The sequence below is a fragment of the Rhodococcus sp. NPDC058505 genome (assembly GCF_042720095.1).
In the GTDB taxonomy this organism is placed as follows: Bacteria; Actinomycetota; Actinomycetes; order Mycobacteriales; family Mycobacteriaceae; genus Rhodococcus_G.
Map to the genome: position 1 here is coordinate 142,706 of NZ_JBHXNB010000002.1, position 24,862 is coordinate 167,567.

The 24,862-nt window shown below is 70.5% G+C and carries 28 protein-coding genes; 14 read left to right on the top strand and 14 right to left on the bottom strand.

Features of this window, described 5'->3' with window-relative positions:
• Together ACFWPA_RS02295 and ACFWPA_RS02300 are read left to right on the top strand one after the other, a co-directional pair.
• Entirely contained in the window at nucleotides 1-666 is a 666-nt protein-coding gene (locus tag ACFWPA_RS02295; protein WP_378508542.1) for a histidine phosphatase family protein, read from the top strand.
• Between the two features lie 111 nt (nucleotides 667-777).
• Nucleotides 778-1,128: an antibiotic biosynthesis monooxygenase gene (locus tag ACFWPA_RS02300; RefSeq protein WP_378508541.1), complete on the top strand. Its 351-nt coding sequence runs from the start codon at nucleotides 778-780 to the stop codon at nucleotides 1,126-1,128.
• 8 nt (nucleotides 1,129-1,136) lie between these two features.
• Here the strand turns inward: ACFWPA_RS02300 and ACFWPA_RS02305 are convergent, their stop codons facing one another.
• Genes ACFWPA_RS02305 through ACFWPA_RS02330 form a run of 6 tightly spaced genes read right to left on the bottom strand, consistent with a single transcriptional unit; the run spans nucleotide 1,137 to nucleotide 6,797 of the window.
• Entirely contained in the window at nucleotides 1,137-2,294 is a 1,158-nt protein-coding gene (locus ACFWPA_RS02305; protein WP_378508540.1) for an acyl-CoA dehydrogenase family protein, read from the bottom strand.
• A gap of 20 nt (nucleotides 2,295-2,314) precedes the next feature.
• Entirely contained in the window at nucleotides 2,315-3,298 is a 984-nt protein-coding gene (locus tag ACFWPA_RS02310; protein ID WP_378508539.1) for an NAD(P)H-dependent flavin oxidoreductase, read from the bottom strand.
• Between the two features lie 23 nt (nucleotides 3,299-3,321).
• The gene (locus ACFWPA_RS02315) at nucleotides 3,322-3,942 is read right to left on the bottom strand and encodes a TetR/AcrR family transcriptional regulator (protein WP_378508538.1); all 621 of its coding nucleotides are present in this window, start codon (nucleotides 3,940-3,942) and stop codon (nucleotides 3,322-3,324) included.
• A 24-nt stretch (nucleotides 3,943-3,966) separates the two neighbouring features.
• Nucleotides 3,967-4,728 (bottom strand): 3-hydroxyacyl-CoA dehydrogenase, encoded by a 762-nt coding sequence (locus tag ACFWPA_RS02320; protein WP_378508537.1) that lies wholly within the window; start codon nucleotides 4,726-4,728, stop codon nucleotides 3,967-3,969.
• Between the two features lie 27 nt (nucleotides 4,729-4,755).
• Nucleotides 4,756-5,949 (bottom strand): thiolase family protein, encoded by a 1,194-nt coding sequence (locus ACFWPA_RS02325; RefSeq protein WP_378508536.1) that lies wholly within the window; start codon nucleotides 5,947-5,949, stop codon nucleotides 4,756-4,758.
• A 44-nt stretch (nucleotides 5,950-5,993) separates the two neighbouring features.
• Nucleotides 5,994-6,797 carry a crotonase/enoyl-CoA hydratase family protein gene (locus ACFWPA_RS02330; protein WP_378508535.1) on the bottom strand — a complete coding sequence of 268 codons (804 nt, stop codon included), beginning with the start codon at nucleotides 6,795-6,797 and terminating at the stop codon, nucleotides 5,994-5,996.
• Nucleotides 6,798-6,967: 170 nt separating this feature from the next.
• On the opposite strand from ACFWPA_RS02330, the gene ACFWPA_RS02335 reads away from it, so the two are divergent.
• Nucleotides 6,968-7,936, top strand: coding sequence for an NADPH:quinone oxidoreductase family protein (locus tag ACFWPA_RS02335; RefSeq protein ID WP_378508534.1), 969 nt, complete (start codon nucleotides 6,968-6,970; stop codon nucleotides 7,934-7,936).
• 24 nt (nucleotides 7,937-7,960) lie between these two features.
• On the opposite strand, the gene ACFWPA_RS02340 is transcribed toward ACFWPA_RS02335, so the two are convergent.
• The 6 genes from ACFWPA_RS02340 to ACFWPA_RS02365 form a co-directional block, all read right to left on the bottom strand.
• Nucleotides 7,961-8,590 (bottom strand): TetR/AcrR family transcriptional regulator, encoded by a 630-nt coding sequence (locus tag ACFWPA_RS02340; RefSeq protein ID WP_378508533.1) that lies wholly within the window; start codon nucleotides 8,588-8,590, stop codon nucleotides 7,961-7,963.
• A 68-nt stretch (nucleotides 8,591-8,658) separates the two neighbouring features.
• The gene (locus ACFWPA_RS02345) at nucleotides 8,659-9,438 is read right to left on the bottom strand and encodes an ESX secretion-associated protein EspG (RefSeq protein ID WP_378508532.1); all 780 of its coding nucleotides are present in this window, start codon (nucleotides 9,436-9,438) and stop codon (nucleotides 8,659-8,661) included.
• Nucleotides 9,435-10,625, bottom strand: coding sequence for a PPE domain-containing protein (locus ACFWPA_RS02350; protein WP_378508531.1), 1,191 nt, complete (start codon nucleotides 10,623-10,625; stop codon nucleotides 9,435-9,437). The genes ACFWPA_RS02345 and ACFWPA_RS02350 overlap by 4 nt, the downstream gene beginning before the upstream one ends.
• Nucleotides 10,626-10,655: 30 nt before the next feature.
• Nucleotides 10,656-10,964, bottom strand: a complete 309-nt coding sequence (locus tag ACFWPA_RS02355; protein ID WP_378508530.1) for a PE family protein — start codon at nucleotides 10,962-10,964, stop codon at nucleotides 10,656-10,658.
• Between the two features lie 113 nt (nucleotides 10,965-11,077).
• Entirely contained in the window at nucleotides 11,078-11,428 is a 351-nt protein-coding gene (locus ACFWPA_RS02360) for a metallopeptidase family protein (RefSeq protein WP_378508529.1), read from the bottom strand.
• Nucleotides 11,428-12,570 (bottom strand): septum formation family protein, encoded by a 1,143-nt coding sequence (locus tag ACFWPA_RS02365; protein WP_378508528.1) that lies wholly within the window; start codon nucleotides 12,568-12,570, stop codon nucleotides 11,428-11,430. The genes ACFWPA_RS02360 and ACFWPA_RS02365 overlap by 1 nt, the downstream gene beginning before the upstream one ends.
• A gap of 125 nt (nucleotides 12,571-12,695) precedes the next feature.
• On the opposite strand from ACFWPA_RS02365, the gene serS reads away from it, so the two are divergent.
• Both serS and ACFWPA_RS02375 read left to right on the top strand, forming a co-directional pair.
• Nucleotides 12,696-13,955, top strand: coding sequence for a serine--tRNA ligase (gene serS, locus ACFWPA_RS02370; protein ID WP_378508527.1), 1,260 nt, complete (start codon nucleotides 12,696-12,698; stop codon nucleotides 13,953-13,955).
• A gap of 98 nt (nucleotides 13,956-14,053) precedes the next feature.
• Nucleotides 14,054-14,443: an ankyrin repeat domain-containing protein gene (locus ACFWPA_RS02375; protein ID WP_378508526.1), complete on the top strand. Its 390-nt coding sequence runs from the start codon at nucleotides 14,054-14,056 to the stop codon at nucleotides 14,441-14,443.
• Nucleotides 14,444-14,534: 91 nt separating this feature from the next.
• Here ACFWPA_RS02375 and ACFWPA_RS02380 read toward each other — a convergent pair whose 3' ends face one another.
• Complete coding sequence (locus tag ACFWPA_RS02380) at nucleotides 14,535-16,082, bottom strand: Rieske 2Fe-2S domain-containing protein (RefSeq protein ID WP_378508525.1); 1,548 nt, start codon at nucleotides 16,080-16,082, stop codon at nucleotides 14,535-14,537.
• A gap of 152 nt (nucleotides 16,083-16,234) precedes the next feature.
• On the opposite strand from ACFWPA_RS02380, the gene ACFWPA_RS02385 reads away from it, so the two are divergent.
• Both ACFWPA_RS02385 and ACFWPA_RS02390 read left to right on the top strand, forming a co-directional pair.
• Nucleotides 16,235-16,993, top strand: a complete 759-nt coding sequence (locus ACFWPA_RS02385; RefSeq protein ID WP_378508524.1) for a lysophospholipid acyltransferase family protein — start codon at nucleotides 16,235-16,237, stop codon at nucleotides 16,991-16,993.
• A 4-nt stretch (nucleotides 16,994-16,997) separates the two neighbouring features.
• Entirely contained in the window at nucleotides 16,998-17,678 is a 681-nt protein-coding gene (locus ACFWPA_RS02390; protein ID WP_378508523.1) for a vancomycin high temperature exclusion protein, read from the top strand.
• A gap of 70 nt (nucleotides 17,679-17,748) precedes the next feature.
• Here the strand turns inward: ACFWPA_RS02390 and ACFWPA_RS02395 are convergent, their stop codons facing one another.
• Nucleotides 17,749-18,714, bottom strand: a complete 966-nt coding sequence (locus tag ACFWPA_RS02395; protein ID WP_378508522.1) for a hypothetical protein — start codon at nucleotides 18,712-18,714, stop codon at nucleotides 17,749-17,751.
• Nucleotides 18,715-18,994: 280 nt separating this feature from the next.
• On the opposite strand from ACFWPA_RS02395, the gene ACFWPA_RS02400 reads away from it, so the two are divergent.
• The 7 genes from ACFWPA_RS02400 to ACFWPA_RS02430 all read left to right on the top strand — a co-directional run bounded on the left by ACFWPA_RS02400 (nucleotide 18,995) and on the right by ACFWPA_RS02430 (nucleotide 24,856).
• The gene (locus ACFWPA_RS02400) at nucleotides 18,995-19,417 is read left to right on the top strand and encodes a hypothetical protein (protein ID WP_378508521.1); all 423 of its coding nucleotides are present in this window, start codon (nucleotides 18,995-18,997) and stop codon (nucleotides 19,415-19,417) included.
• A complete protein-coding gene (locus ACFWPA_RS02405; protein ID WP_378508520.1) occupies nucleotides 19,414-20,022 on the top strand; it encodes an Ig-like domain-containing protein in 609 nt (202 codons plus the stop codon). Before ACFWPA_RS02400 ends, ACFWPA_RS02405 begins: the two co-directional genes overlap by 4 nt.
• Nucleotides 20,023-20,152: 130 nt before the next feature.
• Nucleotides 20,153-20,983 (top strand): HAD family hydrolase, encoded by an 831-nt coding sequence (locus ACFWPA_RS02410; protein ID WP_378508519.1) that lies wholly within the window; start codon nucleotides 20,153-20,155, stop codon nucleotides 20,981-20,983.
• Between the two features lie 120 nt (nucleotides 20,984-21,103).
• Nucleotides 21,104-22,909 (top strand): Hsp70 family protein, encoded by a 1,806-nt coding sequence (locus tag ACFWPA_RS02415; RefSeq protein WP_378508518.1) that lies wholly within the window; start codon nucleotides 21,104-21,106, stop codon nucleotides 22,907-22,909.
• Nucleotides 22,910-23,050: 141 nt separating this feature from the next.
• Nucleotides 23,051-23,785, top strand: a complete 735-nt coding sequence (locus tag ACFWPA_RS02420) for a hypothetical protein (RefSeq protein WP_378508517.1) — start codon at nucleotides 23,051-23,053, stop codon at nucleotides 23,783-23,785.
• A 73-nt stretch (nucleotides 23,786-23,858) separates the two neighbouring features.
• Nucleotides 23,859-24,245, top strand: a complete 387-nt coding sequence (locus ACFWPA_RS02425) for a hypothetical protein (RefSeq protein ID WP_378508516.1) — start codon at nucleotides 23,859-23,861, stop codon at nucleotides 24,243-24,245.
• A gap of 62 nt (nucleotides 24,246-24,307) precedes the next feature.
• Nucleotides 24,308-24,856 carry an RNA polymerase sigma factor gene (locus ACFWPA_RS02430; protein WP_378508515.1) on the top strand — a complete coding sequence of 183 codons (549 nt, stop codon included), beginning with the start codon at nucleotides 24,308-24,310 and terminating at the stop codon, nucleotides 24,854-24,856.
• Nucleotides 24,857-24,862 lie beyond the last annotated feature (6 nt).

A 24,862-nucleotide genomic window follows, 5' to 3' on the forward strand; every position in this document is an offset into this window, starting at 1 on the left:
GTGGCGGGCAAACTGATCCTGGTCCGGCACGGACAGACCGAGGCGAACGTCGCCCGCCGGTTGGACACCCGGCTGCCGGGCGCGCGCCTCACCGCGATGGGGGAGGGGCAGGCGCAGGCGTTCGGGACGGCGTTGGCCGGTCCGCCCCCGAAGGCGGTGGTCGCGTCGGAGGCGTTGCGCGCCAGGCAGACCGCCGGATTCATCGAGCGGGCCTCCGGGATCGTGGTGCAGGTGCACGAGGGTATCCACGAGGCACAGGCCGGCGACCTGGAGGATCGTGCCGACCGGGCCTCGCACCAGATGTACGCGTCCGTCTTCCACGCCTGGCATCAGGGCGAGCTCGGCGCAAGGATGCCGGGTGGCGAGTCCGGTGCGGACGTTCTCGAGCGGTACCTGCCCGTCGTGGAGTCGCTGCGCGGCCGCTACCTCGACGGCACCGACGAGGACGGCGACGTGCTCGTCGTCAGTCACGGCGCCGCGATCCGACTCGTCGCCCGGCACCTCGCCGACGTCGACGGCACCTTCTCCGCGGACACTCACCTGGACAACACCCAGACCATCGAGCTGGTCCCGACGGCCGCCGGGTGGGAGTGCGTGCGCTGGGGCGCGCTGCTGGCCCCCTTCCGCCCGCCCGCCGTCGACATCGTCGACGACCCGATGGGATGACCGCCGCGGGACCGGCCCGCACCCGGGCGAACCGTGCTGGTCACCGCAGCCGTGCCTGGTAAGTTCGGAACGCACACGGCGCGTCCGTCGTGCGTGAGCGAGGCAGGGGCAGTGACCGAATCCGATGACCCCGGCAACCCGGGTGCGGTTGCCAACGTCACCACGACGATCGTGCGCCGGATCATGTCCGGTCGCGACGACGCCTTCGCCGATTGGATTCAGAGCGGTCTCGGGCTCGCCCGGATGTTCCCCGGCTTCCTCGGCGGCGGCTGGCTGAAGGAGAGCAGCACGTCGGACGTGTGCGTGATCGTGCTCCGGTTCGAAACCCGTGATGCACTGGACAAGTGGATGACCTCGACGCTGCGGGGCGGCTGGCTGCGGATGGGCGAACACATTGCCGTTGACATCCCGGTCGAGCATGCGTCGACGGTGGTCGACCTCTTCGACCGCCCGCGCAGCTGACCGGGCCGCTACCTAAACCCGGCAGCGATGTCGCGGCCGATGATCTCCTTCATGATCTCGGTGGTGCCGCCGTAGATGGTCTGGATCCGGGCGTCGACGTAGGCGCGGCCGATCGGGTACTCCATCATGTAGCCGTAGCCGCCATGCAATTGCACACCGCGGTCCACGACCCGCTTCTGCAGTTCCGAGGCCCACCACTTAGCCTTCGACGCGTCGACCGCGGTCAACTCGCCCGCGTTCAACGCGATCACGCAGCGGTCGACATGCGACTCGGTGACCTCGATCTCGGTGAGCATCTCGGCGAGGGCGAAGCGGGTGTTCTGCAGATCTCCGATCGGATTGCCGAATGCCTTGCGCTCGAACGCGTACGCCGTCGTCCACTCGTACGCGGCGCGCGCGGCGGTGATCGCGCTGACCGCGATCCCGATTCGCTCCAGCGGCAGGTTCTCCATCAGGTGGACGAACCCGCGGCCCTCGGTGCCGAGCAGGTTCTGCGCAGGCACCCGGACGTCCTCGAAGACGAGTTCGGCGGTGTCCTGCGCGGCGAGACCGACCTTGTGCAGCTTCCGCCCCCGGCTGAACCCGGGTGCGTCACGCTCGACGACGATCAGCGAGAAGCCCTTGCTGCCTGCGTTCGGGTCGGTGCGGCACACCACGATCACGAGATCGGAGTGAATGCCGTTGGTGATGAACGTTTTCTGCCCGTTGATCACCCATTCGTCGCCGACCCGCACGGCGGTGGTCCGAATGCCCTGCAGGTCGGACCCTGCGCCGGGCTCGGTCATCGCGATCGCGCCGATCAGCTCTCCCGACGCCAATCGGGGCAGCCAGCGTTCCTTCTGTGCGTCGGTGCCCAGGTGCAGCAGGTACGGGATCACGATGTCGTCCTGCAGGCTGAGGCTCGCACCGAACGAGGTGCTTCCGGTGCGGGCGATCTCCTCCGCGACCACGTGCCGGAACCGGTAGTCGGTGACACCGGACCCGCCGAACTGCTCGGGGACGCCGAGGCCGAGGATGCCGGACTTGCCCGCGGCGAGGTACGCCGACCGGTCGATCAGCCGGTCCTCCTCCCACTGCAGGTAGTGCGGCTCGACCTCGCGGGCCAGGAACTCGCGGACGGTGTTGCGGTAGTCCTCGTGGTCGGCTTCGAAGTGGGTGCGCTTCATGGTCGCTCTCCTCTGGTGGATCAGGTGTGGACGGGATTCAGCAGTCCGGCAAGACGTTCGGATATCAAGGCCTCGGCGTCGGCGACGATCCGTTCGACGAGGTCTCCGGCGGTGGGGATGTCGTGGATGATGCCCTGAACGGTGCCCACCGACCAGATGCCTGCCTCGGGGTCCCCGTTCTCGTAGACCAGACGTCCGCGAGCGCCGGCAACCAGCTCGCGCACATCCTCGAACAGTCCGCCCCGGCTGAGGATGTCGACGACCTCGCGGCTGACGGTGTTGCTCGCGACGCGCGCGGTGTTGCGCAGGGGCCGTAGGATCAGTTCGGTGTCGGTCTCGTTCGCCGCGACGATCGCCTCCTTGATCGTGCGGTGGATCGGTGACTCCTCGGTGCACATGAAGCGGGTGCCCATGTTGATGCCGTCGGCACCGAGCGCGACCGCCGCGACCAGACCGCGGCCGTCACCGAAGCCGCCGGACGCGATCATCGGGATCGTGATCTGTTCCGCGGCAGCGGCGATCAGTACCAGTCCGGGGACGTCGTCCTCACCGGGGTGCCCCGCGCATTCGAAGCCGTCGATGCTGATGCCGTCGACGCCGAGGTCCTGCGCCGCAACCGCGTGCCGGACGCTGGTGCACTTGTGCAGCACCTTGATCCCGGCGGCGTGGAAATCGGGTAGGTGCGGTGCGGGGCTGGAGCCCGCGGTCTCGACGACCGTGACCCCGGAGTCGATGATGACCTGCCGGTACTCCTGATAGGGCGGCGGGGTGATCGCCGGAAGGATGGTCAGGTTCACGCCGAACGGTTGGTCGGTCAGCTCGCGGGTGCGGGCGATCTCCCTGGCCAGCTCCTCCGGAGTGGGCTGCGTCAGGGCGGTGAGCATGCCGAGCGCACCCGCATTGGCCACGGCAGCAACGAGTTCGGCGCGTCCGACCCACTGCATGCCGCCCTGCACGATCGGGTGACGGACGCCGAAGGTTGTGGTGAATGCGGTGGACAGCACGATGGTCTCCTCGCGGTAGGGGCTCAGGGCGATGCCGGATGGCCGACGATGCGCAGGGCGATGTCGGTGTAGCGGGCGGCGACGGCATCCGGGGTCAGCGGCCCGTCGATCTGGTACCAGCGGGCGATCGACTGACCCATGCCGAGTAGGGCACGAACCGTCTCGGGGATGTCGTCGACGGCGAACACTCCCTGCCGGGTGCCGTCGGTGACCAGGCCGAGTGCGATCAGTTCGAGTTCCTTGCGGGTGGTCGCGTAGGTGCGTCGGTTTGCCGGCGACAGGTGCCGCACCTCGGAGTCGAGCGCGGACTGCCTGGCGCGGTGCGTCATGTTCAACACGACCGCGTCGAAGAAGTAGGTGAACCGCAGCACCGGGTCCTCGCCGCCGTCGGCGACCGCGGACCGGCAGCGGCCGATCAGGTCACGGACGGTCGCGTCGACGATCGCGACGAGGACCGCTTCCTTGTTCTCGTGGTGGTAGTACAGCGCGGGCACCGTGACCCCGACCCGGCGGGCAAGCTCGCGCACGGTTGTTCCGTGGAAACCGTTCTCGTGGAACGCGTCAAGCGCATGGTCGAGGATGGGGCCGAGCCGCAGTGGCTCGAAGTGCCGCCAGGCGGTGGTGGTCGTCGGCAATGACGGCATCGGCCCCTCCTCGCGACCGGCGGGTCAGCGCGGGGCCATGCGGATGGCGCCGTCGAGGCGGATCGTCTCCCCGTTGAGCATCGGGTTCGACACGATGTGCGCGGCGAGGGCGCCGTACTCCGCTGGATCGCCGAGGCGCGACGGGTGCGGCACCTGGCCGCCGAGCGAACGCTGCGCCTCCTCGGGTAGCGAGCCGAGCAGTGGGGTCTTGAACAGGCCGGGCGCGATGGTGACGACGCGGATCAGCAGGGAGGCCAGGTCGCGGGCGATCGGCAGCGTCATGCCGACCACGCCGCCCTTGGACGCGGAGTATGCGGCCTGGCCGATCTGGCCGTCGAAGGCGGCGACGGAGGCGGTGTTGATGATGACGCCGCGCTCGCCGTCGACCGGTTCGGTCCTGGCGATCCGCTCGGCGGCCAGGCGGAGCACGTTGAAGGTGCCGAACAGGTTGACGTCGACGACCTTCTTGAACGCGTCGAGCGGGAAGACGCCCTGCTTGCCGACGGTCTTGACGGCGTTGCCGATGCCCGCGCAGTTCACCGCGACCCGCAGCGGGCCGAGCGATTCCGCGACGTCGAGTGCCTCGGCGACGGCCGCCTCGTCGGTGACGTCGGCGGCGGCGAACCGCACCCGGTCACCCAATTCCTTGGCAACCACCTCGCCGTTGGAGGCAGGCAGGTCGATGATGACGACCTGGGCACCGTCGGCGAGCAGGGCCTTGACGGTGGCGAGCCCGAGGCCGGACGCGCCGCCGGTGACGACGGCGACGCTGTCGTTGACGATCATGAAGGTCCTTTCGAAAGAGGGTGTGAGTCAGAGTCGTTCGATGATGGTGGCGTTGGCCATGCCCGCGCCCTCGCACATGGTCTGCAGGCCGTAGCGGCCGCCGGTTGCCTCGAGGTGGTGCACGAGGGTGGTCAACAGCCGGGTGCCCGAGGAGCCGAGCGCGTGGCCGAGGGCGATCGCACCGCCGAGCGGGTTCAGTCGGGCCGGGTCGGCGTTGAATTCGTGGGCCCACGCCAGCGGCACCGGGGCGAAGGCCTCGTTGACCTCGTATGCGTCGATGTCGTCGATGCGCAGTCCGGCCCGCGCGAGCACCTTGTGGGTCGCCGGGATCGGTGCGGTCAGCATGAACAGCGGGTCGTCGCCTGCGACGGCGAACGAGTGGAAGCGGGCGCGCGGGGTCAGCCCCAGCCTGTTCGCCATCTCCTCGCTCATGATCAGTACCGCCGACGCGCCGTCGGTGAGCGGCGACGAGTTGCCGGGCGTGATCTGCCAGGGTGCCTCGGGGAAGCGAGCGGCGACGGCGTCGGTGCGGAACGACGGTCGCAGTCCCGCGAGGCCCTCGGCGGTGGTAGCGGCGCGGACGGTCTCGTCGACGGTGTGCGCGACGACGTCACCGGAGGCGGTGGTGACGTCGATCGGGACGATCTCCCTGTCGAAGGTGCCCGCGGTGCTCGCGGCGGCGGCGCGCTGGTGTGACCGGGCCGCGTAGGTGTCGAGGGTGTCCCGGTCGAGCTTCCACCTCGCGGAGATCAACTCCGCCGAGATGCCCTGGTGAACCAGGCCTTCCGGATACCGCGCGGCGATTCCGGGGCCGTTCGCATCCTGCCCGATCGGGGAGGTGCCCATCGGGATGCGGCTCATCGATTCGACGCCGCAGGCGATGGCGATGTCGTAGGCGCCCGCGATGACCCCCTGTGCGGCGAAGTGCGCCGCCTGCTGGCTCGATCCGCATTGCCGGTCGATTGTGGTGGCGGGCACCGAATCCGGGAACCCGGCGGAGAGCAACGCGGTGCGGGAGATGTTCAGCGCCTGCTCGCCGACCTGTTGCACGCATCCGCCGATGACGTCGTCGACCTGCGCCGGGTCGATGCCATTGCGGTCGACGATGGCGCGCAGGACGTGGGCGAGAAGCTCGACCGGGTGGGTGCCGGATAGGGCGCCGCCGGTCTTGCCCTTCCCGGAGGCGAGCCGGACCGCGTCGACGATGACTGCGTTGGTCATGGGAGTTCCCTTCGGGACGTGGGGATCACGGTTTCGGTCATGCTTCAGCGCCCCTGCCAGATCGGTGCGCGCTTCTCGGCGAAGGCGGCCGGGCCCTCCTGGGCGTCGGCGCTGGAGAACACGACGCCGATCGCCTTCGCGTTGGCGTCCCACACCTCCTGCTCCCAGTCCGGCCCGAGTGCGGTCGCGTGGATCATTGCCTTCGACTCGCGCACCGCGAGCGGCGCGTTGGCGGCGATCGTCTCGGCGAGCTCGAGTGCGACCTCGAGGGCGGTGCCCGCGGGGGCGACGCGGTTGACGAGACCGAGGCGCCTGCCCTCGACGGCGCTGATCGGCTCACCGGTGAGGGCCATCTCCATCGCGATCTTCTTCGGGATCTGCTGCTGAAGTCGGATGACGCCGCCTGCCGCGGCGAACAGGCCGCGCTTGACCTCGGGCAGGCCGAGCGTGGCGTTCTCGTCGATGACCGCGAGGTCGCTGGCGAGGACGAGTTCGGTGCCGCCGCCGAGCGCGAAGCCGTTGACGGCGGCGATGGTCGGCTTGCCGACCCAGTGCTGGACGTAGCCAGCGAAGCCCCAGCCCGGGTGGCCGTCCGCGTCGAGGGACTGGCCGGATCCGAGCGCCTTGAGGTCGGCGCCAGCGCAGAACGCTCGTCCCGCGCCGGTCAGCACGATGACCCGGACGTCGTCGTCGGCATCGGCCCGCTCGAGCAGGGTGCCGAGGGCGGTGGACAGCGCCGCATTGACCGCGTTCATCGCGCGCGGTCGGTTCAGGGTGATGAGGGCGACGTTGCCGCGGCGCTCGTACAGCGCCGCCTGCTCGGGCGGGGTGGACGGATCGTCGGCCATGGTGCTCCTCCGGTGACGGGAACTCGCAATTACTGAACGCTCGCTAAGACACCTATCACGCCGGTGGCGAGCGGTCAACGGTCGGCTTTCGCCCAGCGACCGCTCCGGTGCGTCTGGTACTGATGGGGAGGGTCGCGCCTGCGGCCGACAGTCGAACAAGGAGAGACGGCATGCGGGCAGTGCAGGTTGTCGAGGCGATCGGGCCGGACGGAGTGCGGGTCGTCGACGTTCCGGAGCCCGACCCGGCAGGCCTGGTGGTCGTCGACCTCGACGCGGCGGGCGTCTCGTTCCCCGACCTGCTCCAGACGTCCGGCAGTTACCAGGTGGTGCGCCCGGTGCCGTTCACGCCGGGCGTCGAGGGTGCCGGGATCGTCCGGGATGCGCCATCCGACAGCGGATTTCGCTCCGGCGACCGGGTTGCGGTGCTGGCGTTCGGCGGCGCATGGCAACGGACCGTCGCGGTCCCCGCGGCGGCGGTGTTCCGGCTCCCCGACGCGGTGTCGCTGACCGCGGGGGCCGGGTTCCTGATGAACTACTTCACCGCCCACTTCGCGCTCACCGAACGGGCCGGGTGCCGTCCGGGGGACACGGTCCTCGTGCACGGCGCCGCAGGCGGGCTCGGGACGGCGTCCCTGCAGGTCGCAGCCGCACTCGGGCTCGACACCATCGCCGTCGTGAGCACCGAGGAGAAGGGCCGGGTCGCCGCGGCCCATCGGGCAACGCACACGGTCCTCGCCGACGGGTTCAAGGGCGCCGTCGCCGAGATCACCGGTGGCCGTGGCGTCGACATCGTCCTCGACCCGGTCGGGGGCGACCGATTCCTGGACAGCCTGCGCAGCCTCGCCGTCGGCGGCAGGCATGTGGTGCTCGGCTTCACCGGGGGCGAAATCCCCACCGTCAAGGTGAATCGTCTACTGCTGAAGAATATTTCGGTGCTCGGTGCCGGTTGGGGCGAGTATCTGCGGGAGGATCTCGGCTACCCGGCCCGCCAGTGGGCCGAGCTCGAGCCGCTCCTCGCGTCGGGCGTCCTGCGGGTTGCCGAACCGGTCCTCCACCCGATCGGCCGCGCGGCCGACGCGCTGCGCAGCCTTGAATCGCGGGGCGCCACCGGCAAAGTGGCGCTCGACCTCCGGCCGTGAGGGTGGGCTCACTCGATCCGGGTCCTACTTCACCCCAACGGTTTTCATTGCGATGGCGGCATACTTCCCCGCGACCTTCTCGGGGGACAGGGTGCCCTCCGCGTGGTACCAGCGGGGGATGGACTGGCACATGCCGAGCAGCGCCCGGGTCGTCTCCGCGGGGTCATCGACATCGAAAACCCCACTGGCCGAGCCATCTTCGACGATTCGCAGCACGACCTGCTCGATCCCCTTGCGCACCGCCCGGTACCGCTGCCGGTTCTCCGCGCTCAGGTACCGCACCTCTCCCTCAAGCGATGCCAACCGCGCGCGTTGCGTCATCCGCAGAACGATCGCCTCGATCACGTTCGCGAGTCGCCGCACCGGATCGTCGCCGCCGTCGGCATCGGCGTTGTGCGCCCGCGCAAGCACGTCGGCCGTCGACAACTCGAGCAGGGCAATCAGCAGCCCTTCCTTGTTGTCATGGTGGTAGTACAGCGCAGGCACCGTGACGCCGACCCGCCTGGCCACCTCGCGGACCGTGGTCCCGTGATAGCCCAGCTCGTAGAAGGCGTCGAGTGATGCCGACAGGATCGGGGTCAGTTCGACGTCGTCGAGTTGCCGCCAGCCGCCGGACGTCTCGACGAGAGCCGGCTCGTCGACGGGTTCACCCATTGCCCTACCAAACGTCTCGATCGCCACACGGTCACTGCACAGGATACCGGCCGCCGCGCCGCGTCCCGTCAGGACGAGACGGCCCCGGCCTCTGCCAGGACCTCGCGGACGGCCTGCCGAACCCGAGCATCCCCGCCCGGGCCGAGGGTGGACCAGGAGGACAGGTCGGCCGAGACGGTCGTGGTGCCGACGATGCGGCCGCAGGCGGTGTCGAACACCGTGACCGGGCCACCGACCCGGGTGGTGCCGTTGCGGCGCGTGACGGTGACGATCTCGGCGTGTGCCCGGCAGGAGGCCAATGCGTGCGCAAGCCGGTCGGCGTCCCGGTCCGCGGCGCCGAGGCCAGTCAACCTGCCCGCGACGGTCGATGGGTCGGTCACGTCCCGCAGCGCCGCGGACAGCAGCTCCGTCGGGGCACTGACGGAGCCGACCGCGAGCCCGCTGCCGCGCCCAATCAGCTCGAACACCAGGTCGGGGTCGGCGGCCGGAACCCCCGCGAGCACGTACTCGTCCGCGGCGCGCAGCGCGAGCACCGCACCGGCGGGCCCCTGCGCGAGGCAGCCCCGGAATACCTCGCCGCCGGTGTACCAGCGCACCGCGAGCTCGACGGCAGGCCGCGCCAACACCGCCACCCGGTCGACGAGGCACGGGTGCGGATTGTTGCCGCGCAGCAGGCCACGGGCGCGAAGCGAGTCCCTGGCTGCGCCGTCCGCTGCGGCGCGGGCGGTCGTCGTGTCGAACCGGGATCCGGCGGACAGCACGACAGGCAACTCGTCGACATCGAGCAGCCGCAGCACCAGGTCCAGTTCGTCGCCGCCGAGCACCGTCGACCCCACCCGCCCGGTCACCGGTCGCCGCCGATCACCGACGGGATCACCAGCCGGCCGTCGTCGAAGTGCTCGAAGCTCTTCAGGTAGTCCGGTGTCCGGTGCTCCTCGTCGTCCGTGGCGCGTCCGGTGCCCGCGCCTACCGGCGCGCCGACGGGTCCGGTCCGGGCCGCCGCATCGCCGGCGGCTGGCGCGGCCACCGGTTCGACGCCCGGCGCTGCGAGCGCCGCCGTGCCACGGCCCGCGACGGCCTGCGCCTCGCTGCCGCGGGCACCCCACCCGTCGGGGAGCGTGATCCGCGCTGCGCCGCCACCCGTGACGCCCGCTGCCGCGACCGATCCGACGGGACGGGGCCCGCCCCCGGTCCGCGGCGACATGGCACCGGCGGCCCCGCCCGCCCCCATCCCGCCGAACGCTGCCCCGCCGAACGCTGCCCCGCCGAAGACGGGGGCGGCGGCGGATGCCATTGAGGCCGTGGGCCCGGCGACGGCGCCGACCGCGGTCCCGGCGATCGTGCCGAGGTGCGACGCGGTCGCCGCCACTGCCGGGTTCTGGGCCTGCGTCAGTACCGCACCGAGCACCGCCTGCGCGGGAGTGACCGCGACGTCCGTGAGCGCAGGACCCTGGGGGACGGCGGCACGGGCTGGCTCCGCGGGCGCCGCGACCGTCCCGCCCGCGAGCGGGGGCGGCGGAGCGAAACCCTGCGGAACCGCCACGCTGTTGGACGCCGACTCGTACGCCTCCATCACCAGTGCGGCCCGCAGGTCCAGCGCCCGGTCCGCGGCCTCGGTGGCGGCGCCCGCGCCCGCCAGCGACCCACCGACCGTGTGCGCGGCCACCTGCGCCGCCTTGACCGCCGCGATCTCCGCGAGACTCGGCATCGTGGCCCGGGCCACGGTGTGCGCGGTGGCCTGGGCGCCCGCCTTCGCCGCGGTCTCCGCGGCCAGCACGGCGGCCTGCTGCGTCCACGCCTGGAACGGCGCCAACTTCGACAGCGCGGCGTCGGAGGCGACGCCCTCCCAGCCGACCCGCAACTCGGCCATCACCTTCGTGACGGTCGCGGTGGCGTCGGTGAGGCCGGTCGCGATCGCGGACCAGGCCGCACCCGCCGCCGCCAGCGGGGCAGGCCCAGGGCCCGCGTTCAGTGCGGTCGAGTTCCAGGTGGCCCCCCGCGGGAACCACACGACGCCGGTGAAGCCCATGGTCATGTCAACGCTCCTGTCGGTCGAGAGGTCGGGTCACATGCCCGCGGCGAGCGTGGCGCCGAACGACTGGTCCAGGCTCGCGTACTCGGCGGCCTGCGCGCGCAGCGTCGCTGCGGCAGACCACAGCTGGCCGATGCTCGCGGCCGCGGACGGCAGGAAACTGTCGGCGACCGAGGTGAAATATGACGCCGCCAGCACCGACACCTCTTCGGTGCCTGCGGGAGGCAGGTGCAGCGCGGGCGCGTTCGCGTCGACGGTGGCCTGCAGCCGCTGGGCGAGGGCCTCGAGCTGGGTGGCCGCGGAGAGCAGGGCGTCGGGTGAGACGAACACGTGTCCGGGCATGAGGGCCTCCTGGCAGGTTCGATCGAAATGATCCGTCAGGGGTTTTGGACGCGACCGGATCCCGGATGGTTCCCCGCGGCCGACATCCGTTCGCGTCGCCCGCGGATCCCGGGTCAGCCCCAGCCGAGTTCGTGCAGCCGGTCCTCTTCGATCCCGAAGTAGTGCGCGATCTCGTGGATCACGGTGATCGCGACCTCCTCAACGACCTGCTCCTCACTCCCGCACATTTCGAGGATCGCGTCGCGGTAGATCGTGATGGTGTCCGGCAGGGAGCCGCCGTAATGACTGTCCCGTTCGGTGAGGGCGATGCCGTGGTAGAGACCGAGCAGGCCCGGATCGTCCGCGTCGCGGCCGTCGACCAGGACGACGACGTTGTCGATTGCGGACGCCAACTCCGCCGGGATCAGGTCGAGCGCCTCGGAGACCAGTTCGTCGAACCTGGCCTCGCTCATGTGCACCGCCATCAGTTCTCCAGCGGCGCGGCACCGGGCAGCGGCGTCGGCAGCGAACGACCCTCGGGCAGCGGCGGCGGCGCGACCGGGGGCGCGCCGTTGATCAGGATGTCGCCGGTCGCGGCCCCCACGATCGGTGCGAAGCCGCCCCCCTCGAGTTCCTTGCCGACGGAGCAGTTCACCTTGCGGCTGCCCGCCAGCCAGCTGCTCAGGTCCAGGTTGTCCCAGAACAGGGTGAGGGTCTTGTTCCGCAGGGCATCCGGTGACCCGAGGTACTCGGTCGCGGCCTGCGTGCAGGTCTCCTCCAAGTACTTGTCCTGGTCGGCGACGGCGGGGAAGCCGCCCGGGAACTTCGCGCCGAGATCGACCACCGAGATCACTTCGAAGGCGTGGGCCTGCGAGCAGTCCACCGGATCGGACGGCGCGCTCTGGTTGATGCCGATGCAGGTACCGGCATCCCATACCTTCGACTGATCCTGCCCCTGGACGGGGCCGGTGACCGCGAGGACGGTGCCGGTGGTGCTCGAGCGTTGCAGCCCGCACCGGATGGTCCGCTCGCCCGCCGCCCAGCCTGCCTCCCCCGGGTTGATCAATCCGACGCTGAACTTGCCGTGCGGGTCGAAGTGCGCGCCGAGGTACTCGGTGACGGCGGGGGTGCAGTGCTCGTCGCGCAACTGGGAGAAGCGCAGGACGCTCGGGAAGCGGGAACCCGGGCCGAACTCGGCACCGGGGAACACGCTCAGGTCTACCTCGGACGCCACCTCGAACAGGTGCTCGTCGTTGCAGTCGACCTTGGTGAGGTCGCTGGCGTCCGCCTCGCTCCACGACAAGCAGTCGCCTGCTGCTGCGGTGCCGAATGCCTTGCCCGCGACCGCGCCCGTCGCGAGCGGGCCACCGGCATTGGCGTCGGGCCGCAGTTCGTCGCCGCCCTTGAATCCACCGGAGATGACGACCGTCGCGATCGCCGCGATCACCGCACCCAGCGCGACCGCGATCAGGGCGCGGCGGGTGGCCGTCGCGGACAGTTGCCTGCCGCCCGTCCACCGCTCGGCGGCGGCCCACCCGTCGCCGGACGCGGCATCGCCCCGGTCACCCTGCGGGGCGGCCGGGTCGGGTGTGGGGTCGCCGTCTGCTGCGCTGCGTTCGTCGGACATCGCCCTCCATCATGCCTGGCGGGGGCCGCGCGGTCGCCGACACACCGGAACCGAAATGAGGTGGACCCGACACTGGACCGCTCCGCGGCCGCCGGGCCGCACGCCGACCAAGTAGGGTTTCCGTCGTGATTGACCTCAAGTTCCTGCGGGAGAACCCCGACGTCGTCCGCCAGTCACAGCGCACCAGGGGCGAGGACCCCGCGCTGGTCGACGCGCTGCTCGCGGCCGACGAGTCCCGCCGCGCGGCGGTGCTCGCGGGCGATAACCTGCGGGCCGAGCAGAAGGCGCTCGGCAAGAAGGTCGGCAAGGCCTCCCCCGAGGAGCGGCCCGCGCTGCTGGACGGGGCGAAGGAGCTCGCGCAGCAGGTCAAGGACGCGGAGGCGGCACAGCACGAGGCCGACGCCGCGCTCGAAGCCGCGCAGCGGGCGATCTCGAACATCGTCCAGGACGGCGCGCCCGCGGGCGGCGAGGACGACTTCATCACCCTCGACACGGTCGGCGAACCGCCCGCCTTCGACTTCGACCCGAAGGATCACCTCGAGCTCGGCGAGTCGCTGGGCCTGCTCGACATGGAGCGCGGCGCGAAGGTGTCCGGCGCCCGCTTCTACTTCCTGACCGGCTACGGCGCTCTGCTGCAGCTCGGGCTGCTGCAGCTGGCGGCGCAGAAGGCGACCGCGAACGGGTTCACGATGATGATCCCGCCGGTGTTGGTCCGGCCCGAGATCATGCAGGGAACCGGGTTCCTCGGACAGCACTCGGAGGAGGTGTACCACCTCGAGCAGGACGACCTGTACCTCGTCGGCACCTCCGAGGTTCCGCTCGCCGGCTACCACTCAGGTGAGATCCTCGACCTGAGCGGCGGCGCGAAGCGGTACGCGGGCTGGTCGTCGTGCTTCCGGCGGGAGGCGGGCAGCTACGGCAAGGACACCCGCGGCATCATCCGCGTCCACCAGTTCGACAAGGTGGAAATGTTCACCTACTGCAGGCCGGAGGACGCGGACGCCGAACACCAGCGACTGCTCGGCTGGGAGCGGGAGATGCTCGCCGCGATCGAGGTGCCGTACCGCGTCATCGACGTCGCGGGCGGGGACCTCGGGTCGTCCGCGGCACGCAAGTTCGACTGCGAGGCGTGGGTGCCGACGCAGCAGCGGTACCGCGAGCTGTCGTCGACGTCGAACTGCACCACCTTCCAGGCTCGCCGCCTCGGGGTCCGCTACCGCGACGACAACGGCAAGCCGCAGACCGCCGCGACCCTCAACGGCACCCTCGCGACCACCCGCTGGATCGTGGCGATCCTGGAGAACCACCAGCAGGCCGACGGCTCCGTCCGCGTGCCCGCGGCGCTGCAGCCGTTCGTCGGGACGGACGTCCTGCGCGCCCCGTAGCCCCCGAGCTGTGACCGAATGTGGCACTCGGTCAGTCAGACTGACCGAGTGCCACATTCGCTCAGGCGGGGCGGGGCGGGGCGGTAGCGTCGGGTGGTATGACCGACCACCCGATCGACCCGCGGCTGCAGGAGATCGCAGAGCGGGTGTTCGACGCCGCCCGCGCAGGCGACGCCGACGCCCTGACCGCCTACCTGGACGCCGGGGTCCCGGCAAACCTGACGAACGGCACCGGCGACACCCTCGTGATGCTCGCCGCCTATCACGGGCACGCGGCCGCGGTCCGGCTGCTCGTGGACCGGGGCGCAGACGTGAACCGGCTCAACGACCGCGGCCAGTCCCCGGTCGCGGGTGCCATCTTCAAGGGTGAAGAGGCGGTGGTGCGGGTACTCGCGGCCGCCGGTGCCGACCCGCGCGCCGGGCACCCGACCGCCGTCGACGCGGCGACCATGTTCGGGCGCGAGGACTACCTGGCGTTGTGGGCGTAGTCGTCGAACGCGTCGCCCCGGTGGTTCCCTAATGTCACAGCGGATAACGCCAAGTGACCCGATGTGACATTAGGGAACCTTCGTTGGGGTACTACAGCTTGGCCGTACGGAGCTCGTGACCCTTGCTGGTCTTGCAGCGGCCGGACTCGAGGTCCCACTGCCAGCCGTGCAGGTTGCAGGTCAGGGTGTTGCCGTCGACGACACCGAACTTCGACAGGTCCGCCTTGAGGTGCGGGCAGCGGCGCTGGATCTCGTAGCCGCCGACCTCGATGGACGCGGTGTCGTCGTGCGCCTCGGCGAACCAGCCGTCCGCGTACGCGATCCGCTCGTCGGTCAGGCACTTGAAGAAGGTGTAGAGGAACTCGTTGTAGCCGCCGACCCGCCACGCCTCGAACCGGGTGGACAGGAAGATGGTGTTCACCCAGTCCGGCTCGTCGTCCCGCAGCACGGTCCGCACAAGCTCGGGTGCGATGCGGAAACCGTAGCGGTACTTGCCGTCTCCCTCGGCAGGCGCACGGACGGCGCGGTTCGGGAAGTCCAGCACGACGGTCTCGTCGCCCATCACCAGGCCGACCGGGTAGCCGATGCCGTCGCAGATCAGGTCGGACTGCGCCATGATCGGCTCGAACTTCGCACTGAGCGGGCCGATCAGCGGTTCGCCGGACGCGGGCGCCCAGGATGCCTTCTCCGCCGCGATGACCGGCGCCATCCGCTGCGCCATGTCCTCGATGTAGGCGGCCTTGTCGGAGAAGATCGCGTCGACGTCGGCGTCCGGGATCGGGTGGCTCAGGGTGGCCTGCGCGCCGTGAATGTCGACCGTCGAGCCGGGGATCATCAGCAGGCCACCGTCGTTGCCGTGGATCCGCATCTGCTCAAGGAAGACGATCTGGTCGGGGAAGATGTTGCCCTCGTCGCCGTGGTCGTCGTTGAGGTCGCGCAGCGCGGCGTCGAGGAAGACCGGCGGGCCCGCGGACGGCACCACCCAGGTGGCGTTGACCTGCTCGATGTAGCTGCGGCAGCGGTCCATGCCGCGCTGCCGCTTCTGCTTGCCGAAGTTGCGCTTGGTGCCGGCCGGGATGTCGTAGACCATCGGGTACCAGATCGCGCCCGAGTACTGCAGCAGGTGGATGTCGATCGTGCCGAACGCCTCGTGCAACACGTCCATGTCGACGGGCCGGGCGTCGTTCATGTTGAAGCAGGTGGTCTCGCCGTCGGAAACGACCAGCCCGGAGTCGCCGATCGGGCCGTCCGCCGGGGCCCGCAGCGCGATGATCATGACGTCCAGGTCGCCGTTCGGTCCCGGCACGGTGTGCTTGACGGAGTCCTGGGTCTCGAAGAACTTCGTGAAGCCGAGCTTCTCCAGCTCGCGGCGCAGGTCCGGCACCGGGTAGTCCGGCAGCAGCACCGTCGCGTCCTTGTTGACGTGCTTGGACAGTGTCTGCGGGTCGAAGTGGTCCTTGTGGAGGTGCGACACGTAGAGGTAATCGACGTCGCCGAGGGCGTCCCAGTCGAGCCCGGTGTTGTCGGGGAACGGGAACCACGACGCGAAGTAGGCCGGATTGACCCACGGGTCGCAGAGGATGGACCCCGCCTCGGTCTGGATGTGGAACCCGGCGTGTCCGACGCTCGTGACCTGCACTTCGAATGCCTCCTACGGTGATGCGACGCCTACCAGGGTAGGCGGCGGCGCAAACCGGGCCGGGTGCGCGCGGCCCGGTCGCCCGGATTGGGGTGTACATCACCCGCGAGCGCCGACGGACGCTGTGTGCGCCCACACACTAGGCTGGCCGCGTGGAACCCTTCTACAGAACGATCATCGGTGTCGCCCGCACGCTGTTCTTCGCGGAGGGGCTGCGGTTCACGATCAGCGGCGCCGAGCACATCCCGGCGTCGGGTGGTGCGGTGATCGCGATCAATCACACCGGCTACATGGACTTCACCTACGCGGGCATCCCGGCACGAGAAGTGAAGCGGTACGTCCGCTTCATGGCCAAGAAGGAGGTCTTCGACAACCCCATCGCCGGGCCGATGATGCGGATGATGAAGCACATCCCGGTAGACCGGTCCGCTGGCGCGGACTCCTACCGGGCCGCGGTCCAGGCGTTGCGTGACGGTGAGCTGGTCGGGGTGTTCCCGGAGGCGACGATCAGCCGCAGCTTCGAGATCAAGGACTTCAAGTCCGGCGCGGCCCGGATGGCGATCGAGGCGGGCGTGCCGATCATCCCGGTGGTGATCTGGGGTTCGCAGCGGGTGTGGACGAAGGGGCATCCGAAGCGGCTGGGCCGGACCAATACCCCGATCTCGATGGCGGTCGGCGAACCGATCGCCGCGGTCGGTCCGGCCGACGCGCTGACGGCGACGGTGCACGCGTCGATGGAGTCGACGCTGCACGCGCTGCAGGAGAACTACCAGCACCCGGCGGGGGAGTACTGGGTTCCCGCCCGCCTCGGCGGCGGTGCGCCCACCCTCGCGGAGGCCGATCGGATGGACGCGGAGGAGGCGGCGGCGAAGGCCGCGCGCCGGTCCGCGTCGGGCGGTGACGGGGCCTGACGGCGTGCCGGTGGATCGACGCAGGCGTCGCAGGCGGCTCGCACTCGGCGGCGGGGCCGTCCTCGCTGCCGGGGTGACCGCCGCGGTCGGGTCGATGGCGGTGATCGCGGCCGCCGCCGCCGGGCGGGTTCACGAGCCGGCCGACGCGCCGGAGGCGCCGGTGGTGATCGTGCTCGGCGCGAAGGTGCAGGACGGCAAGCCGATGTCGTTCCTCGCCGGCCGGCTCGACGTCGCGGCGGCCTTGGTGCGCGACGGCAAGGCCCGTGCGGTGCTGGTCTCGGGCGACGCCAACGGGACCTCCGGGAACGAGATCGCCGCAATGACCGGATATCTGGTCGATTCGGGGATCGACCGGGACCTGATCGTTGGGGACGATCACGGCCTGGACACCTACGACACCTGCGCGCGGGCCGTGCAGACGTTCGGGGTGACCCGCGCGCTGATCGTCAGCCAGGAGCCGCATGTCACCCGTGCGGTTGCGTTGTGCAGGCATGCCGGCATGGATGTGGACGGGGTCCGCGGCGACTGTGACTGCCGGACCATCACCGTCGCGCGGAACACCGCGCGGGAGTGGTTGGCGCGCCCGAAGGCGGTGCTGGACATGGTGTCCGGGCGACCGCCGCAGGTGGCGACACCGCCGACCGATGCGCTCGACCGCGCGCTGGCGTCGAGCGCCGGAGGATAGCCGAAAGGGCCGGTCCCGCAGGGGGACCGGCCCAGCCCGCCGGGCGTCAAGGATCGGGGAGGGGCTCCGGTTAGGAGCCGAGCAGCCCGGTCACCGAACCCATGTCGACGGAACCGAAGTCGAAGTCGAGGTCGGAGGAACCGCCGCCGATCGATCCGTCACCCTCTCCGGTGCCCGGGCCCGGGTTCGGGCCGGGATCGACCGGCCCGCCCTCGCCGACGGTGATCGTGGCGAGGGCCTGGCCGCCCGCGTTGACCGGAACGTCGTTGCCGGGGCGCTTGCCGTCCTTCGGGGTGCAGAACGACGGCGCGTTCTGGACGGAGCCGAGCGCGTTGGCGCGGGCAAGGAACGTGTCGTAGTTGGTGTCGCTGTTGTAGTTTGCGGCATCACCCGCGACCCGCACGGTGGGGGTGACGACCCCCTCGGCGAGCGCCTTGACGGTGACCGTGACGGCCGGGAGCTGGAACTGCGTTGAGCCGTCCGCGGTGGGGTTGCCCGCCATGTCGGTCTTGGTCTTCTCGACCGCGATGCCGCCGGGGGTGGTGGCGCTGGACTTCGGGCCGTTGGCGACCGTCTCGTTGTCGCCGGAGAGCCGGATGACCGTGCCCGCTGCGTCGGGGACGCCTGCCTCGTTGACGAGGATCGCGGTCGGCGCGACCCCGGTCAGTCCCTTCGACGTGCCGGGGACGACTGCGGCGGAGACAAATTCGGTGTTCGCGGGTAGATCCCAGTCGATCTTGAGGCGCTGGATGTCGACCGTGGTTGCGATGGATTCCTTGTCGGGCAGCGAGCTGACCGTCGGCTGGACGGTGTAGCTGAACTCGTCGCCCGCATTGACGGTGTCCGGCGCGGTGATGCTCATGCCGAGCGTCTGGGAAATGTGCTGGGTGAGAATCGCGCGCGCCTGGCAGGCTCCTGCGAACTCGATGGTGTTGGTTGCCGCGGCGGCGGGGGACGCCGACAGCAGGGCACCCGCCGCGACAGCGGCGGCCGCGGCGACGGGGACGGCACCACGACGGACGTGGGTCAGGGCCATGACTCTCCTCTTAGATAGTTGCTTCCGGAACAGAAGGAAAAAGTGTGATTCGGACCATAAACGAGAACTTGTTCATTAGTGTCCGAATCGACCGAAATCGTCGAAATCGCGTCTAGCGCCGAATGATGCGGCCAGCCAGAACCCCCGAATCGACACGTGTTGCACACCTGCCCCGTGTGCATGCTGCGCGTTGTCGGCCGCCACCCCACCCTCGAGGAGAGACCCCGTGATCAGACCATCCCGAATTCGCTGGGCCGTTGCCCCGGCCGCATCGGTCGTCGTGGCCGCAGGCCTGCTGCTCGCCGCGACGCCGGCATCCGCACAACCGGCCGTCTCGCCGCTCGGGGTGACCGCGGCCGACGAGGCGGGGACTCCGGTCACCGCCACCATCACCCAGCCCTCCTCGACGCCCGTCGCGGGCAAGACGACCACGATCAAGCTGGCCTTCGGCTCGAAAGTCAGCGGCAGCCTGGAGTGGCAGGTCGACGGCAAGCACGTGATGTGGAACGCCTACACCGGGGTCGACGTCGGGACCGTGACCGATTCCGCGTCAAGCAGCCTCTGGAATCATGTGTTCCTCACGCCGGGCAGTACACCCTCACCGCACGCTTCACCGGCGCAGCAGGATTCGGCAACGCCACCGCCTCGACCACCATCACGGTCACCGCGGCGACCACCGCGGCGACGACCAGGACCACCGTGACCGCACCCGAGACCGCTGTCGCCGGAACGCCGTTCGCGCTTGCGGTCACGATCTCGCCGTCCGCGACGTCCGGCACCGTCCAATTCCGTGACGGCGATACCGACCTCGGCGCACCGGTCCCGGTTGCCTACGGCAAGGCGACCCTGACGGACGCGGTGCTGGCCACGCCGGGTGCTCACGCGATCACCGCGGTCTACAGCGGCGGCCCGTCGTTCGCTGGCTCCACCTCGGCCGCGGTCACCGTCACCGTCCCCGACATTGCCACCAGCACCGTCGTCACCGCCCCGGCGACCGCGACCGTGGGTACCGCGGTCGCGCTTCAGGCAACGGTGACCCCGGCGACGGCCGGCGGAACCGTGCAGTTCATGAACGGTGCCGTCCCGATCGGTGCGCCCGTCGCGGTCGTCGACGGTGTCGTGACGTTGTCGCACACGTTCGACACCGCGGGTGCGCACAGCATCACCGCCGTCCACACTCCGGGCGAAGGCCACGCCGGTTCCACCTCCGCCGCCGCAACCGTCACCGTGACGGCCGCCGAATCCGGCGGCTCCGCCGACTTCGGGTCGCTCGACCTGGGTTCGATCGGCTCACTCTTCGGTTCCTGAGGTCCGTTCGGGTGACCGGGTCGGCGAACCGCCGCCCGGTCACCCGCGGCCGGATCCGTGCTGCGTGCCGCCGGACCGGATGCTCCGAGGCGCCCGGCGCCGGTGCCGCCGCTGCGGCAAGATGGGTGCAGTGCACGATCACCGCGATTCCAAACCCGAACTGATCGCCAGCGACGTCGACGGGACCCTCATCGACGACGACGAGCAGGTCAGCGCCCGTACCCGTGCCGCCGTGCACGCCGCCCTCGCCGACGGTGTGCCGTTCGTCCTGGCCACCGGGCGTCCGCCGCGGTGGATCGGCCCCGTCGTCGACGGCCTCGATTACGCCCCACTTGCGGTGTGCGCCAACGGCGCCGTCCTCTATGACAGCAACACCGACCGAGTGCTGCGTGCCGAAACCCTGTCTGCCGGCACCCTGTCCTGGCTCGCCGACCTGACTGAGGATGCGCTCCCCGGGTCCGGTCTCGCCGCGGAACGGGTCGGGGCCAGCGCCCACGATGCCGCAACACCGCAGTTCGTCAGTTCCCCCGGCTACGAGCATGCCTGGCTCAATCCGGACAACACGGAGATGTCCGCGGAGGACGTGCTCGCCCACCCGGCGGTGAAGTTGCTGATCCGGCTCCCCGGCATTGCCAGTTCGCACATGATCGCCCGCCTCGCCCCGCTGGTCGGGGACCGGGTCGACCTGACCTATTCGACGAACAACGGGCTGATCGAGGTCTCCGCCCCCGGCGTGACGAAGGCGTCCGGGCTGGCCGCGCTCGCGGAACACCTCGGGGTCACCGACTCCGCGATCATCGCGTTCGGGGACATGCCGAACGACGTTCCGATGCTGACGATGGCGCGGCATGGTGTCGCGGTGGCCAACGCCCACGACGACGCGATCGCGGCGGCCAACGAGGTCACTGCGTCAAACGCCAACCACGGCGTGGCCCGGGTGCTCGAACGGTGGTGGAACTGAACCCGGCCCGAACACCCCAGCTCAGAGCCGCCGGACCGCCGGATCGTCCGGGACCTCGGCGCCGCCGGGCGCGGCATCGGTCGGGTGGTAGTGTGCCGCGAGCGACGAACAGGGGGCTTGATGACCACGCCGGACTGGTTGCTGAGTATCGACTTCGGCACCTCCAACACCGCGGCAGCACATTCCGGCGCGACGAGCGGGCGGGTGGAGACCCTCGCCCTATCCCATGCGAGCAATCTGATGCCGTCGGCCGTCCACGTCGAGACGCCGGACCGGATCGCCGTCGGTGAGGTCGCGGCCAATGAGGCCACCCGCAATCCCGCCGGTTATCTCCCCGCGCCGAAGCGCCTGATCGGCGCGCCGACGATCGCGGTGGGCGGATTCACGGTGCCCACCTTCCTTCCGGTCGCGGCCGTGCTCCGCAGCGTGCTCGACCGGGCGGTCGCCGCGCACGCGGGGGTGCCGCCGTCCGGGGTGGTGCTGACCCATCCCGAGGCGTGGTCACCGGAACAGATCCAGGTGCTGGCCGACGCGGCCCGGCACGCCGGAATCGACCCGGCGCGGATCACCTTCATCTCCGAACCCCGCGCCGCGGCACAGCATTACAGCCGATCGCACACCCTGCAGCCGGGTGCGAAGATCGCCGTGTTCGACTTCGGTGGCGGCACCCTCGACGTGGCGGTCCTCACCGTCGACGAGCGGGGCGGCTTCCGGGTCATCGCCGCCCGCGGCGACAACGGACTCGGCGGCAAGAACGTCGACGCCCTCGTCGCCCGCTGGGTGGACCGGCAACTCGACGACCGCGACCCCGACCTGCGGGAATACCTGCGGCGCGGGGCACCGATCGACGTGCGGCACGCGCTGGACGAGTCGGTGCGACGCGCGAAGGAACTGCTGTCGGAGGCACCGTCGGCGACGATCACGGTGACGGGCAACGGGACGCGGGAGACGCTGCAGATCACCCGCGGCGAGTTCGACGAGCTGATCGCGCCGACGGTCGACCGGGCGGTGCACCTGACCCGCGAAACCCTGCTCGACGCCGGGGTGACCGCACCCGATCAGCTTGCCGCGCTGTACCTGACCGGCGGGACAGCGCGAATCCCGTTGGTACACGACCGGCTGCGGGCCCTCGGTCCCGTCGCCACGCTCGACGACCCGAAGACGGTGGTGGCGCAGGGAGCGCTAACCGGTCTGTCCGCCGCCCCGCCCGCCGCCCCGCCGCGTCCGGTCCCCACCGCCGCCGACCTCGCACCGACCCCGCGGGAGGAGACCCCCGCCCCGACCCGGTCCCGGCGGCCCAGCCGCACCCTGCTGGTGGGTGCTGCCGCGGTAGTCGTCATCGGCGGAGCGGCCGCTATCGGCGGAATGCTGATGCGCGACACCGGGGAGTCGGCCGACGCTGCCCCAACGTCGGCGCAGACCACCGGGGGATCGGCACCGTCCGGCGCGGACGCGACCTCGTCGGCGCCGGTCACCAATGCGAACGGTGATGCCGTCGCGAAGGAGGTCGACCAGGTCCTCGCCGCGGTCCCCACCACCCTCCGGTCGGATCTGGCCGACTGCGAGAACGGTCACCTGGTCACCGATAACGGTGGCGTGCAGGTCATGTGCAGCCTGGACGAGTCGGGCGATCTCGCCGGACTCACCACCCCGCCGTGGAACAGCGTCACGATCTCCCTCGACCAGGCCGAGGCACGGAAGGACATCATCGGTGCGCGGCGGGGGTCGCTTGAGGGACCGAACAGCACCCTCGTCGAGAGCATCGACCGGATGTCGGCCGCGGACATTTCCGCTCCGGACCCGGCGGACGGGCTCGTCGATGTCACGACCGTGAACACCAACACGGGTGTGCGGGTGACCGTGCGGGATGTGAACGGCGTCGAGGATGCGAAGAAGTTCCTGTCCCGCTCCGGTCTGGTGAACTGACCTTCCCCAGCTGGACGGGGCGGAGGGTGGGGTTCCCGCCCGCCGGAGATTTGTTTCGGATCGTCGGGAACATTGTCGGCCCGGCCCGCATCTCATTGTCGACAGCGCACGACAGAGCTTGCCGACAGAAGGGCCGAACCGATGTCCGACACCACCGCAACCACCCCCTCCACCACCGCGGCGACCGAGTACCCGACCCCGGCGACCGGAGCCGCGGCGCAGGACGCGGCAGCCCCGAGCACGCCGACCGCCGAGGCGACCTCGCCGCAGCCGGCTCCGACGTCGGTCGCCCGCGACGTGGACGGTGACGGCACCGTCGACGTCGTCCACTCGACCGACGCCGCGGGACACACCGTCACCGCCCACCTCGACGACAACGGGGAGATCACCCTGGTCGAGGCGGACACCGACGGCAACGGCACGTTCGACACCGTCGCCACCGCCGCGCCGGACGGCACGATCGTGGTCGGGCAGGACGCCGACGACGACGGCCAGGTGGACGTGATCGCGCACTACGACGCCGACGGCAGCCTGCGCCGGGTGGACACCCTCGAGGACGGTCGGCTGGTCGAGTCGACCTTCGACACCGACGGGGACGGGGCCCCGGACACCGTCAAGTCGGACACCGACGGGGATGGCCGCGCGGACAGCGTCGGGGTCGACTCGGACGGCGACGGACTCATCGACACCGTCATGATCGACACGAACGGCGACGGCTACACGGACATCCTCGCCGTCGACAGCGACGGCGACGGGGTGGAGGACTTCCGCCTCAACGCCGAAGACATCCCCTCCGACCCGGGGTACAGCACCGACCTCGGCGCCCCGGATCAGGACGCGGCCGGCTACGACACCTCGGCCGACGCCGCCTTCTGACGCGGCTCCCGCGTCGTGGTCTCGCTACCATCGATGACAGCGTTCCGCCCACCCACACCCCGGGAGTGACAGCATGCAGGATGATGACGACGCGGTCGGCGCCCTCCTCGCTGCCCTGCAGGCCGATTCGGCCGACGGTCCCGCTCCCGGGGTGTGGGAGGAGGCGTTGGCCGCCGCGTTCGCGGCGGAGCCCGGTGCCGCCCCCGCCGATCTGGTTCCGGTGATGGACGACGACGCGGTGCTGGTCGACGAGGACGAGCTGGTCCTCACCGACGACGACCCGGCCACCGAGGTGACGGCCGGGAACGACGCGGCGGGCGCTGCCGACGACCCGGACGATCCCGACCTCGATGGTGGGCCCGCCGCGGAGGAGCCGTTCACGACGGCCGACGACGCAGCGGCGGACGCCGACATCGATCTCGGTGAACCGGACAATCTCGACGGAGATTCCGGCTGGTGAACGTCCGGGTCGACGTGCCTCGCTACGATCATCCGGATACGCGAGACGCGGGGGGACGCTGAATGGACGACGTGACGCTGCTCGTGCAGGCGCGTGGTGGCGATCAGGCGGCGTTCGCGCAGCTCGTCGAGCGCCACCGCACCCACGTCTGGGCGGTGTGCCTGTCGACCACCGGTAACCGTCACGACGCCGAGGACGCACTGCAGAACACCCTGATCGCGGCGTGGCAGCATCTCGACCGGTTCCGCGGCGAGGCACGGTTCGGGACCTGGCTGCACCGGATCGCGGTCAACAACGCGCTGATGGTGGTGCGGAGCCGGAAACCGGACACCGACCTCACGGACTTCACCGATGCGGACGTGTCCGTCACGTTGACCGACGACGGCCCCGGCTTCGACGAGTCGATCGCCACCCGTGACGAGCTCCGGAGTGCGCTGGCCCGGCTGCCGGAGGACTTTCGAACGGCGCTGATCCTCCGCGAGTTCGGCGATCTCACCTACGCCGACATTGCCGAGCATCAGGGCGTCGGCGTGCAGACCGTGAAGTCCCGATTGAACCGGGCGAGAAGGCAACTCGCGCAGATCCTCGGCGAGTCCACGCGCGGCAGCTGAGCGTCG